The sequence below is a fragment of the Pantoea sp. X-Soil-ISGK-259 genome, assembly GCF_059730705.1.
Genome location: NZ_AP035986.1, coordinates 3,084,121 through 3,096,045 on the forward strand (window position 1 = coordinate 3,084,121; position 11,925 = coordinate 3,096,045).

The 11,925-nt window shown below is 56.0% G+C and carries 12 protein-coding genes; 9 read left to right on the forward strand and 3 right to left on the reverse strand.

Annotated elements, in window-relative coordinates:
- The first annotated feature begins 117 nt into the window (after positions 1-117).
- From AC6I77_RS14600 to AC6I77_RS14610, 3 genes are all read left to right on the forward strand, one after another.
- Positions 118-363 carry a YmjA family protein gene (locus AC6I77_RS14600; protein WP_003850337.1) on the forward strand — a complete coding sequence of 82 codons (246 nt, stop codon included), beginning with the start codon at positions 118-120 and terminating at the stop codon, positions 361-363.
- Between the two features lie 144 nt (positions 364-507).
- Positions 508-996: a cold-shock protein gene (locus tag AC6I77_RS14605; protein WP_039659471.1), complete on the forward strand. Its 489-nt coding sequence runs from the start codon at positions 508-510 to the stop codon at positions 994-996.
- Between the two features lie 324 nt (positions 997-1,320).
- Entirely contained in the window at positions 1,321-2,175 is an 855-nt protein-coding gene (locus AC6I77_RS14610) for a PA4780 family RIO1-like protein kinase (RefSeq protein WP_003850345.1), read from the forward strand.
- A gap of 68 nt (positions 2,176-2,243) precedes the next feature.
- On the opposite strand, the gene mgtU is transcribed toward AC6I77_RS14610, so the two are convergent.
- Both mgtU and mgtA read right to left on the reverse strand, forming a co-directional pair.
- Entirely contained in the window at positions 2,244-2,375 is a 132-nt protein-coding gene (gene mgtU, locus AC6I77_RS14615) for a magnesium transporter protection protein MgtU (RefSeq protein ID WP_008926754.1), read from the reverse strand.
- On the reverse strand, positions 2,341-5,043 hold the full coding sequence (gene mgtA / locus AC6I77_RS14620; protein ID WP_192377793.1) for a magnesium-translocating P-type ATPase: 2,703 nt from the start codon (positions 5,041-5,043) through the stop codon (positions 2,341-2,343). The genes mgtU and mgtA overlap by 35 nt, the downstream gene beginning before the upstream one ends.
- A gap of 657 nt (positions 5,044-5,700) precedes the next feature.
- On the opposite strand from mgtA, the gene AC6I77_RS14625 reads away from it, so the two are divergent.
- From AC6I77_RS14625 to speG, 6 genes are all read left to right on the forward strand, one after another.
- Entirely contained in the window at positions 5,701-7,269 is a 1,569-nt protein-coding gene (locus AC6I77_RS14625; protein WP_003850350.1) for an ABC transporter substrate-binding protein, read from the forward strand.
- Positions 7,269-8,321: an ABC transporter permease gene (locus tag AC6I77_RS14630; protein WP_192377794.1), complete on the forward strand. Its 1,053-nt coding sequence runs from the start codon at positions 7,269-7,271 to the stop codon at positions 8,319-8,321. Before AC6I77_RS14625 ends, AC6I77_RS14630 begins: the two co-directional genes overlap by 1 nt.
- The gene (locus tag AC6I77_RS14635) at positions 8,318-9,175 is read left to right on the forward strand and encodes an ABC transporter permease (RefSeq protein WP_192377795.1); all 858 of its coding nucleotides are present in this window, start codon (positions 8,318-8,320) and stop codon (positions 9,173-9,175) included. Before AC6I77_RS14630 ends, AC6I77_RS14635 begins: the two co-directional genes overlap by 4 nt.
- A complete protein-coding gene (locus tag AC6I77_RS14640; RefSeq protein WP_140915753.1) occupies positions 9,165-9,995 on the forward strand; it encodes an ABC transporter ATP-binding protein in 831 nt (276 codons plus the stop codon). The genes AC6I77_RS14635 and AC6I77_RS14640 overlap by 11 nt, the downstream gene beginning before the upstream one ends.
- The gene (locus tag AC6I77_RS14645) at positions 9,988-10,665 is read left to right on the forward strand and encodes an ABC transporter ATP-binding protein (RefSeq protein WP_497817075.1); all 678 of its coding nucleotides are present in this window, start codon (positions 9,988-9,990) and stop codon (positions 10,663-10,665) included. The genes AC6I77_RS14640 and AC6I77_RS14645 overlap by 8 nt, the downstream gene beginning before the upstream one ends.
- 255 nt (positions 10,666-10,920) lie before the next feature.
- Positions 10,921-11,466 (forward strand): spermidine N1-acetyltransferase, encoded by a 546-nt coding sequence (speG, locus tag AC6I77_RS14650; RefSeq protein ID WP_003850356.1) that lies wholly within the window; start codon positions 10,921-10,923, stop codon positions 11,464-11,466.
- Here the strand turns inward: speG and AC6I77_RS14655 are convergent, their stop codons facing one another.
- Positions 11,467-11,886, reverse strand: a complete 420-nt coding sequence (locus AC6I77_RS14655) for a hypothetical protein (protein WP_003850357.1) — start codon at positions 11,884-11,886, stop codon at positions 11,467-11,469.
- Positions 11,887-11,925 lie beyond the last annotated feature (39 nt).

Consider the following 11,925-nt stretch of genomic DNA (forward strand, 5'->3'; position numbering starts at 1 on the left):
GTGCGCTGACGCCCTTCCCCCTTTACAGCTCCTGCCCAAACACGAAATAATCTCCTTTTGAGCCATGCCACGAACGACGGTGAGGCCTTAACGTAACTTCAACGCTGCGGACACCCTATGAATAACGAAATTTCTCTCAAATATTATGATGTCGCAGATGAGTATGCGACGGAGTCTGCTAAGCCGGTAAGCGAAGCAGAACGTACCCCGCTGGCGCATTACTTCCAGCTGCTGATCACCCGTTTGATGAACAACGAAGAGATCAGTGAAGCGTCGCAGCAGGATATGGCGCGTGAAGCCGGCATTGATGAGCAGCGTATTGATGATATCGCGGAGTTCCTGAACCGCTGGGGCAACGAGTAACTGTTACTCATCGCCAGACGAGTGAGCGCCATACCGTCGCTCCCTGGCGCAGCTGAAAATTATCATCCAGACTTATATAGTCTGTGCAGGCATTGTGTTTTACACTGCGCGCTGTAAAAAACTGAGTAGATTAAGCAGGCAAAAATGGCGATGAACGGAACGATCACAACGTGGTTTGAAGATAAAGGTTTTGGCTTTATCAAAGATGAAAACGGCGATAACCGCTATTTTCATGTGATTAAGGTCGCCAACCCTGACCTGATCAAAAAAGATGCGGCGGTGACCTTTGAACCCACCACCAACAACAAAGGCTTATCTGCCTATGCGGTGAAAGTCGCGCCGACAAGTAAATACATCTATATCGCAGGCGAGCGGCTGAAGATCACCTCGATCAAATCTTACCTGGTCTACAGCGAAGAAGTCCCGCTCGATGCCGGTGTCGATAAAGAGAACGCGGTGCTGTCAGTCGGCCTGTTGCTGAATAACATCCGGCCGAAATCTGACACGAAAGCGAATGAAATGCGCTCGCTGAAAAAGCTGGCGGTCACCACATTCCAGGGAACCACGCTGACCTTCTCTGAAGATGAGATAGACATCGACAGCACGGTTAACGTGCTTAAAAGCCTGAAATAATCCCGCAGGTGGGCCAGTTTTCTGTGAGCAGGATGCTGGCCTGACAGACCGCTTCGGTCTGCTCTACAGGTTTTTCCCCGGACACATCATCCCTGCCAGCTGTGCGCAGTGGCCAGAAAACGATACTCGTGCAGACAAAACTGCCCTGCTCTTCCAGCTAATCCATTGTTTATGAAAAAACAAAGGTCAAACGCGCTGGTCATCAAGGATCATCCCCATAAAGCTACATTCCAGGGTAGAATCAGATTCTTTGTTCAGTCATTGCCAATATTTCCATCATCGCAAATTGATACGAAAAGTGGGTGAAATAAGGTATAAAGCCGCATGAAAATCCCAAACAGAATCCAGCCACTGGTCGATGACGGCCTGATTGACGATGTCCTGCAGCGGCTGAAAAGCGGCAAAGAAGCAGACGTCTATACCGTGCTTTGCGGCGGCAAGGTGCAGTGCGCCAAAGTCTATAAAGAAGCGACTCAGCGTAGCTTCAAGCAGGCGGTGCAGTATCAGGAAGGACGTAAAACCCGCAACAGCCGTAACGCCCGCGCCATGCAGAAAGGCACGAAATTTGGCCGTAAGCAGCAGGAAGAGTCCTGGCAGACTGCCGAAGTAGACGCATTGTTCCGCCTGGCTAACGCCGGTGTTCGTGTACCTCAGCCTTATCTCTGCATCGACGGTGTGTTACTGATGGAGCTGGTAACTGACGCCAACGGTGCGGTTGCGCCGCGCCTCAGCGATGTCATGCTCTCCGAAGAGCAGGCAATCACCGATTTCAACACCATGATCCGTAACATCGTTCGCATGCTCTGTGCAGGTATCGTGCATGGTGACTTATCCGAGTTCAACGTGCTGCTGGACGATCAGGGACCGGTGATTATTGACCTGCCCCAGGCGGTTGATGCGGCGGCCAATAACCATGCCGAGTCGATGTTCGAACGTGACGTAAACAACATCACTTCATACTATGGTCAGTTCGCTCCGCAGCTGCTTAAGACGCGCTATGCCAAAGAGATCTGGTTGCTGTATGAGGATGGCAAGCTCACACCAGAAACGCCGCTTACCGGAGAGTTTGTGGAAGAGGAGCGCGTGGTTGATATGGATTCGCTGATGGATGAGATCATCACTGCAGAGGATGAATATTACGAACGCCAGCGCGCCAGCCGTGAGCGCGACGAAGAGTAATCGCCCATTAATAAAAAAGGCAGTGAGTCGCCTCGCTGCCTTTTAATGTTCGCAGTTTTACAACGCTATCATCGCACCACGACCGTCAGCGCAATCAGAGTTAAGCCGATAATCATCACGCCGACAAAAACTTTATCGAGCCTGCCTTTTTTCATCTTCTCCTCCCTAGAACCACTGACCAAACCTGCGGATGTAGACATGTTTCATTCCCTGCGCCACCAGGCAGTAGCTGAACAGCGTCAGCACCAGCCACGGGAAGTATTGCCATGGCAGTGGCACCAGACCGACCATCGCGCCCAGCGGTGAGAACGGAATCAGGATGCCCAGCGCCATAATCGTCAGCGTGGTCAGCATCACCGGTAAGGTGGCGCGACTCTGGATAAACGGAATCTTCCGGGTACGCAGCATATGCACTACCAGCGTCTGTGACAGCAATCCCTCTATAAACCAGCCGGACTGGAACAGCGACTGCACGCCCGCATGATTCGCGCCAAAAACGAACCACATCAGCGCAAAGGTCGTGACGTCAAAAATTGACGACGTCGGCCCCATCCACAGCATGAAGCGTTTAATGTTGCCGGCATCCCATTTACGCGGCTTATTCAGAAACTCACGGTCAACCTTGTCCCACGGCAGTGCCAGCTGGGAAATGTCATACATCAGGTTCTGAATCAGCAGATGAATGGAGAGCATCGGCAAAAACGGAATAAAAGCACTGGCCACCAGCAGCGAGAAAACATTGCCGAAGTTGGAACTGGCGGTCATGTTCAGGTACTTGATGATGTTGCCAAAGGTCTCGCGTCCTTTGAGGACACCTTCATTCAGTACCTGTAAATCTTTCTCCAGCAGGATGATGTCCGAGGAGGCTTTCGCCACATCTGCCGCGCTGTCCACGGAAATCCCGGTATCCGCCGCCCGGAGTGCAGGCGCGTCATTAATGCCATCTCCCAGGAAACCGACGGTGTGACCATTCTGCTGCATCAGCCGCACCAGACGTGATTTCTGCAGCGGCGTCAGCTGGGCAAACAGCGTGCAACGTTCCACTTCCTGCGCCAGTTCGTCATCGTTCATCGCCTCAATCTGATCGCCGGTCAGCATCGCCGGATCGGTCAGTCCGACATCGGCGCAGACACGCAGCGTCACCAATGGGTTGTCGCCGGTCAGCACTTTCACCGCCACACCACTGTCGCGCAGGGCTTTAATCGCTTTACCCGCGCTGGCTTTTGGCGGATCGCGGAAGGTCAGCATGCCCTGAATAACCAGATCGCGCTCGTCACTGTCGTTGAGCGGCGCGCGCAGCTCCTCATCACGGGTTGCCACGAGCAGCACACGATAACCCTGCTGATGATAGTGTTCGGTCTGTGTCAGCAGCGCCGCTCGCTGCGCCGCATCCAGTGCAACGACCGCATCGCCCTTGCGCACGGCGATACTTACCGCCAGCATCTCTTTGACTGCGCCTTTGCAGATCAGCTGTGAACGATGCTGAGCCAGATCTTCCACCAGCACTGAAACCCGGCGGCGATCAAAATCAAACGGCAACTCATCCACCAGTTGAAACTGGCTGCGCAGAGACTGCGAAATGATTTTATCGCCCGCGCTGAGTACGGCGCGGTCCATCAGGTTTTTCGCGCCACTCTGGCTGCTGCCGTTCAGCCATGCCAGCAGCAGGACCTGAGCATCTTCATTGCCCTGTGCATCCAGATGATGCGCCAGCAGAATGGTGTCCTGAGTCAGCGTGCCGGTTTTATCCGTACAGAGCACGTCCATTGCCCCAAGGTTCTGAATGGCATTGAGCTTTTTAACGATGACTTTGCGACGAGACATCGCAATTGCGCCTTTGGCCAGGTTGGCGCTGACAATCATCGGCAGCATTTCCGGGGTCAGCCCGACCGCAACCGCCAGTGCAAATAGCGTGGCATCCATCCAGTCACCTTTGGTGAAGCCATTTATCAGCAGCACCACCGGCACCATCACCAGCATAAAGCGGATCAGCAGTTTGCTGACGCTATTCACCCCGCGATCAAATGCAGTTTGCGGACGGCTTCCGGTCAGCGATGAGGCCAGCGAGCCAAACCAGGTTTCGCCACCGGTCGCGACGACGACGGCGCTGGCTGTACCGCTGGCTACGCTGGTACCCATCAGGCAGATATTCGCTGACGCCAGCAGCTCTTTAGCAGTCTGGCCTGTGCCGTCAATACCCGCTTCACTGCTGTGTTTCTCAACCGGCAGCGACTCGCCGGTCAGCACCGCTTCACTGATAAACAGGTTACGTGAACTCAGGAGGCGCACATCGGCTGGCACCTGGTCGCCGGTGCTGAGCAGAATGATATCGCCCGGCACCAGTTCACTCATATCCACATCCTGGCGCTGTGCGGTTTCGCTGTCCGCCTCACGCCGCAGCACGGTAACCTGGCTACGAACCAGTGACTGCAGCGCCTGCGCCGCACGGTTGGTGCGAAACTCCTGCCAGAAGCGCAGCAGCCCGCTCAACATCACCATGGTGCAGATGATGATCACCCCGGAAAGATCGGTCTCCTGACCGGCGCGCAGCGGCAGCCCGTAGTCCGTTACAAAACTCACCAGCGCCAGGACCAGCAATACGTAGATAAACGGGTTATTAAACGCCATCAGCAGCTGAATCAGCGCCGGTGGCGCTTTCTCATGCGCGACTTCATTGCGGCCGTACAGGCTCAGGCGTTTCGCCGCTTCAGCCTGAGTCAGGCCCTGGTGGTGGCTGCGCAGGTTTGCCAGCGTCGTCTCAATGTGCTGGCCTGCCTGCTGTGCCACAGCAAACATTTTTTTACTTTTTTTATCGTTACGGTTGCCGGATGAAGTGATCGCAACCTGCTCCAGTTTCATGTCGCTCATTTCGACATCTCCCTGATTTAAAGCAATAGTTGTCCTGCACGCAAAATAAGGTGCATGGATAAAACCTGGCGAAGCCGGGTTATTTAATGCGGTGACCTTCAGGAATAATCACGTTATTCCGCCTGCACGCAAAATAATGACGCGCACAGGATTAGCCGACGTCGGTTAAACGCAGCATGTTGAAAGTCTGAGATCGTCAATCGGGCGTAGCCTGCGCTACGCCAATCGGGGCGGAGGAAAAAGAGCGAATATAAACAGCAGCATAACGCGCACTCCTGTGAATGACAGGATTTAAAAAAGGAGCGCGATCGTTAATTAAAGCGGGGATCGCTGCTCGCCGGTTGGCAAGCAGCAAAGAAAATTCAGCTTGCCAGAATTAAAGTTAATCGGGTATCACTGTCCAACTGAATTCTCCTGAAATTATCTGCAGCCATTATAAAGAGCGTCTGGCTGCGGTAAAGCAATAATAACCTGAATAATGGTTTCGTTGAGGTTTTGTTTCTGCTCAGCTTACCGCTTCGTTAACAGAGTGGCGATCTTCTTATAACCAGCAGGTAACCCTTATAACCTTTTGGCATATGATTAGCCCATATTCGACTATTCTTCACACCGGCCCTTTCGTAAACTCGCGTAACTTTTTAGAGGCAAGGAAATTTCATGAAAACTATAATTCCATCACTGCTGGCGCTGACGCTGGCTGGCGCCTTCACAGCACAGGCCGCAACACCAAAAGATACGCTGGTAATTGCACAATCTACTGACGACGCCGACAGCTTCGATCCGGCCAAAGGGTTTGAACTGACCAGCGTTCAGGCTTTTACAAACATCTATCAGCGTCTGGTCCAGTCCGATCCGCAGAACCCGGTGGACCTGAAGCCTACTCTGGCGACCTCATGGCAGCCCGGCAGCGACAACCGCAGCCTGACCTTTGAACTGCGCAAAGATGCGAAATTCTCTACCGGCAACCCACTGCGTCCGGAAGATGTGATCTTCTCGCTGGGCCGCGTGGTAAAGCTGAACCTCGATCCCTCTTTCATCCTGACACAGCTTGGCTGGACTAAAGATAACGTCGACGGCTTCCTGAAGAAGGTCGACGACAATCACGTGCAGATTAGCTGGACGGCTAACGTCAGCCCGACCTACGTGCTGAGCCTGCTCTCTGCCCCGGTTTCTTCCATCATTGATGAAAAAACCGCGATGGCGAACGCGAAGAACGGCGATTTTGGTAACGCCTGGCTGGCAACTCACTCTGCGGGCAGCGGTCCGTATCAGATCCGTAAAGTGGTGATGCATCAGGTGGTACTGCTCAGCGCTAACCCGACCTCACCGGCGGGCGCGCCAAAGATGAAAAATATCCTGATCAAAAACGTACCGGAACCGGCTGCGCGTCGTCTGCTGCTGGAACAGGGCGATGCCGATATCGCCCGTAACCTGGGTGCCGATCAGATCGCTGCGCTGAACGGCAAAACAGGCGTGAAGACGGAAGCGATTCCCATGGCGTCGCTCTACTACATCCAGTTCAACATCGGCGCAAACGAGACGATGAAGAATCCGGCCTTCTGGGAAGCAGCACGCTACCTGTGGGATTACAAAGGTATCGCTAACGAGCTGCTGAAAGGTCAGTTCGACGTGCATCAGAGCTTCCTGCCGAAGGGCTTCCTGGGCGCAATCAACGACACGCCATACAGCTACGATCCGGAAAAAGCCAAAGCGATTCTGAAGAAAGCGGGCCTGAGCAACGTGACCTTCAAGCTCTCTACCAGCAACCAGCCGCCTTATCTGGATATCGCACAGGCGCTGCAGGGCAGCTTCGCCAAAGCAGGCGTGAAAGTGGAAGTGGTACCGGGCCTGAGCTCAGAAGTGTCGACCAATGTGAAAGCGCATAAATATGAAGCGACGCTGAACGCCTGGGGTTCTGACTACTTCGATCCCAATACCAATGCCGCCTCGTTTGCTTACAACCCGGAAGATGGCAGCAAAACCATCGCTTACCGTTCAGACTGGCATATTCCTGAGCTGAACAAGCAGGTGATTGCGGCGACAGCAGAAAGCGATCCGAAAAAACGCGTGGCGCTGTATGAAGCGATGCAGCGTGAAGTGATGAAGAACTCACCTTACGTGATTGGGATGCAGGCGAAGAACCTGATCGCCCTGCGCGACAACCTGAAAGGCTACGTGCAGGGCATCAACCCTGACATGGTGTATTATTCGCAGGTTACTAAGTAATGGCACAGTCTGTCCCTTCAGCCGGGTTCGCCCGGCTTTTTTGGCAGCGTGGCGGACGGCTGATCGGTAGCATATTGTCGCTGCTGGTCACGTTGCTTGGCCTGCTTGCCTTCACCTTTATGCTGTCGCATCTGTCGCCGATTGATCCGGTGCAGCAGATTGCCGGCGATCACGCCAGTGAAGCGACCTACGCGCAGGTGCGTCATGACCTGGGTCTCGACGAGCCGGTGCTGATGCAGTTCTGGCGCTATGTCGAACATCTGGCGCACGGCGATCTGGGTGTCTCCCGTCTGACCAATCAGTCGGTGACTGGCGATCTGATGTCCACGTTCCCGGCCACCATTGAGCTGGCGACCTGCGCGATGATCTTCGCGGTGGTATTCGGCGTCGCGCTGGCGCTGCTGGCGGCCTGGAAACCGGGCAGCTGGATCGATAACCTCGCCCGCTTTATCTCGCTGCTGGGCTACTCGGTGCCAGTGTTCTGGCTCGGCCTGCTGGGTCTGCTGCTCTTTTATGCGGTGCTGCACTGGTCCGCCGGACCGGGACGACTGGATGATATCTGGGTCTATACCCTTGAGCCGAAAACCGGCTTTGTGCTGATCGACAGCTGGCTCTCAGGTGAACCGGAGATGTTCCGCAACGCGATTGCGCACCTCTGGCTGCCGGTGGTGATTCTCGGTCTGCTGGCGATGGCGGGCATTACCCGCCTGCTGCGTGCGGCGCTGCTGGAAGAGAGCAGTAAAGAGTATGTGGTGCTGGCGCGTGCCAAAGGTGCCGGTCGGGTGCGCATCCTGCTGCGCCATATATTCCCTAACGTGCTGGGCACGCTGGTTACGGTGATCGCCCTCTCCTACGCCACGCTGCTGGAAGGCTCGGTGCTAACCGAAACCGTCTTCGCCTGGCCGGGAGTGGGTCGATATATGACCAATGCGCTGTTCTCCGGCGATGTGCCGGCGATTCTGGGCTCAACCCTGTTGATTGGCAGCTGCTTTATCCTGATTAACACCCTGGCAGATGTTTTAACCTGGTTAACCGATCCGAGAACCCGATGACGCAACAACTCTCTGAACTCAAAACGCTACGGCCACGCCGTCGCCGTCAACGCGTGACCTCGTTAACCGTTGGCCTAACGCTGGTCGCGATTCTTATCCTGATGGCGCTGCTGGCACCGCTGATTGCACCTTTCGACCCGAATGTGCAGACCATGTCGAGCCGCCTGCTGGCGCCGTCAGCACAGCACTGGTTTGGCACCGATGGCTTTGGCCGCGATCTGCTGTCGCGCGTGATTTACGGCACACGCCCTACGCTGCTGCTGGTATCGCTGATTCTGGTGCTGACTATTCCGGCCGGACTGCTGATCGGCATCACCGCCGGTTACGTTGGCGGCTGGACCGAACGCCTGCTGATGCGCATCACCGATATTTTCCTGTCGCTGCCCAACCTGGTAATCGCGCTGGCGCTGGTGGCGATTCTCGGCCCTGGCCTGATGAACGGCGCGCTGGCACTGGCGCTGACCAGCTGGCCGCCGTTTGCCCGTCAGGCACGCGCTGAAACGCTGGCACTGCGCCGCAGCGATTACCTCGCCGCCGCGCGGATGCAGGGCATTACGGGCTTTCGCCTGATGTTCGGTCATATCCTGCCGCTCTGCATGCCCACGGCGGTGGTCCGCGCTGCGCTAAGCCTGGGCGGGATTATCCTGGCTGCTGCCGGACTCGGTTTCCTCGGTATGGGCGTTCAGCCGCCGACGGCTGAATGGGGCTCAATGGTCGCCGAAGGCAGTAAAGTGATCTTCGATCAGTGGTGGGTTGCGGCTGCACCGGGTGCGGCGATTCTGTTTGCCAGCCTGGCCTTTAACCTGACAGGCGATGGCCTGCGCGACCGACTGGATACCCGTCATGCAAAATAATCTGCTCCTTGCCGAAGGGCTGACCATTCGCAGTGATGAAGCGCTGCTGGTCGATAACATCAGCTTTTCCGTGGGCCGCGAACGTGTGGCGCTGGTCGGTGAGTCCGGCTCCGGGAAGTCACTGACCGCCCGCAGCCTGATGGGACTGCTCTCGCCCGCGCTGCATCTGCAGGCCAGCCAGCTTCAGGTGGCCGGTGAGAATGCGCTGACGCTGAGTGAGCGTCACTGGAACCAGCTGCGCGGTAACCGCGTGGCGATGGTGATGCAGGACCCGAAATATGCCCTTAATCCGACGCGCACCATTGGCTGGCAGGTGGAAGAACCGCTGATGCTGCATCGCCGCCTGAGCCGTGCCGAGCGTAAAGAGAAAGTGTGTGAGATGCTGGATGCGGTCGGCCTGCCCGATCCGCGTCGGCTGATGCAGCAGTATCCGCATCAGCTCTCGGGCGGCATGGGCCAGCGTGTGATGCTGGCAATCGCACTGATCACCGATCCTGACTTCCTGATCGCTGATGAACCCACCTCTGCACTGGATCATGCCATGCGCGATCAGGTGCTGGCGCTGATTCGCGGTCTGGTGGAAGCGCGTAACATGGGTCTGCTGCTGATCAGCCACGATTTGCAGCAGGTTTCGGAACATTGCGAGCGGGTGATGGTGATGTACAAAGGCCGGTTGCTGGATACGCTGCCCGCCGCTGAACTGCCTCACGCGACCCATCCTTACACCCGCACACTGTGGGCCTGCCGTCCGGGTAAAGCGACCCACGGACAGACTTTACCGGTGCTGGATCGCGCTGCGCTGGAGGCGAATTATGATTGAGTTACACAATCTCAGCGTCGCCCACAAACAGGGTTATGACCTTCGCACCGTGGTGCATGAGGTTAATCTTGAGGTTAACGCGGGCGAGTGTTTTGGTCTGGTGGGTCCTTCGGGCTGCGGCAAATCGTCACTGCTGTGGGTGCTGGCAGGTCTGAACCCACACTGGCAGGGCCAGATGCAGCTTGCCGGTCATACTGTTCAGCCGGGCAAAGCCTTTACCGGTGCGCTGCGTCAGGAAGTGCAGATGGTGTTCCAGGACCCTTATGCCTCGCTGCATCCGCGTCACCGGCTGCGTCGCACCCTGTCGGAGCCGCTGAAGCTGCTGAAACGCGAGAATATCAACGATCGTATCGATCAGGGTTTCCGTCACGTCGGACTCGATCCTGCACTGGCAGATCGCTATCCACATCAGCTCTCTGGCGGTCAGCGTCAGCGCGTCGCCATCGTGCGCGCCCTGCTGCTGCAGCCAAAGATCCTGCTGCTGGATGAGCCGACATCGGCACTGGATATGTCAGTGCAGGCGGAGATCCTCAACCTGCTCAACTATCTGAAACAGCAGGATGGTCTGACAATGGTGCTGGTCAGCCACGATCCCGATGTTATCGATCATATGTGCGATCGCGCGGTGCGCATGGCGCAGGGCCGCATCATCGAACAGATCTCTGCCTGAAACCCGGCCGGACGGCGTTAATCTGCCGTCCGGCGCTGTTTCACTCGTCGCGCATTTCGTAACTCGCCTCTTAATCGGCATTAACCCCTCTTCTCTCCTGCCGGACGGTGTGTGGTTCTCTCACAGCCATCTTGATTGCCACGCTACGCTATTGTCGGTTGTACGATAAAGCAGCGCCCCTATACGACTGCACAAAACGCAGCGCCAGGCTGATGCGGTATACTCGCGGCAACTATTTCATGAGAGGAAAAGGCGATGACGGTAAAACTGCGTCCACTGGAGCGGGAAGACCTGCACTTTGTCCATCAGCTGGATAACAACGCCAGCGTGATGCGCTACTGGTTTGAGGAGCCCTATGAAGCGTTTGTGGAGCTGTCCGATCTCTACAACAAGCACATTCATGACCAGACGGAACGCCGCTTTGTGGTGGAGCATAGCGGGCAGAAAGCGGGATTAGTGGAACTGGTGGAGATTAACCATGTGCACCGCCGCGCTGAATTTCAGATCATTATCGATCCGGCGCATCAGGGCAAAGGGCTGGCAACCCAGGCGGCAAAGCTGGCGATGGATTACGGCTTTTCGGTTCTCAATCTCTATAAGCTCTACCTGATTGTCGATCAGGAAAACGAGAAAGCGATCCATATCTATACCAAGCTCGGCTTCGAGATCGAAGGCGTGCTTAAACATGAATTTTTCATTAATGGGGAGTACCGCAACACCATCCGCATGTGCATTTTCCAGCATCAGTATCTGGAACGCCATAAAACGCCAGGCGGGATGGTGAAGCCGACCGCGCAGTGATCAGCCGCGCGCGCCAACCGGATTCATGAAGGGACGTGGATGTTCCGGCTTGAGGTCGTACATGCCGCCATAGAAAGGATCGACCAGCAACCAGCCGGGGAATCCACCTAATGGGATATTGCCCAGCAGATACCAGAGGTTAGCGCGAGCCTCGATAGGCACTGTAACCGGCACGTAGCCCGGGCTTTCCAGCATCAGCAGATAGTGCTTTTTGCCGAAGTAGCGGCCGGTGGATTTTGCCAGCTCAACGGTCTGCGGCGTGAAACCCTGCGCAACTGCGTAGCCACGCTCATCCTGCACGGTAAAGCGCGCGCCCTGCGGCAGAGAGTCGATGCGCACCATTTGGGTTTCAGTGCCGACAATGGTGGCACAGCCGCTAAGCAGCAGCGCGGCGGCCAGAGCCAGAATTCGCTGTTTCATGAAGGGGTCCACAGAGTGATCAGTGCTCAAAGTGTAGAC

Bases quoted from the DNA above. Each gene is read 5' to 3' on its own strand.
- AC6I77_RS14600 (WP_003850337.1), top strand. From the start codon at position 118: ATGAATAACGAAATTTCTCTCAAATATTATGATGTCGCAGATGAGTAT.
- AC6I77_RS14605 (WP_039659471.1), top strand. From the start codon at position 508: ATGGCGATGAACGGAACGATCACAACGTGGTTTGAAGATAAAGGTTTT.
- AC6I77_RS14610 (WP_003850345.1), top strand. From the start codon at position 1,321: ATGAAAATCCCAAACAGAATCCAGCCACTGGTCGATGACGGCCTGATT.
- mgtU (WP_008926754.1), bottom strand. From the start codon at position 2,375: ATGTCTACATCCGCAGGTTTGGTCAGTGGTTCTAGGGAGGAGAAGATG.
- mgtA (WP_192377793.1), bottom strand. From the start codon at position 5,043: ATGAGCGACATGAAACTGGAGCAGGTTGCGATCACTTCATCCGGCAAC.
- AC6I77_RS14625 (WP_003850350.1), top strand. From the start codon at position 5,701: ATGAAAACTATAATTCCATCACTGCTGGCGCTGACGCTGGCTGGCGCC.
- AC6I77_RS14630 (WP_192377794.1), top strand. From the start codon at position 7,269: ATGGCACAGTCTGTCCCTTCAGCCGGGTTCGCCCGGCTTTTTTGGCAG.
- AC6I77_RS14635 (WP_192377795.1), top strand. From the start codon at position 8,318: ATGACGCAACAACTCTCTGAACTCAAAACGCTACGGCCACGCCGTCGC.
- AC6I77_RS14640 (WP_140915753.1), top strand. From the start codon at position 9,165: ATGCAAAATAATCTGCTCCTTGCCGAAGGGCTGACCATTCGCAGTGAT.
- AC6I77_RS14645 (WP_497817075.1), top strand. From the start codon at position 9,988: ATGATTGAGTTACACAATCTCAGCGTCGCCCACAAACAGGGTTATGAC.
- speG (WP_003850356.1), top strand. From the start codon at position 10,921: ATGACGGTAAAACTGCGTCCACTGGAGCGGGAAGACCTGCACTTTGTC.
- AC6I77_RS14655 (WP_003850357.1), bottom strand. From the start codon at position 11,886: ATGAAACAGCGAATTCTGGCTCTGGCCGCCGCGCTGCTGCTTAGCGGC.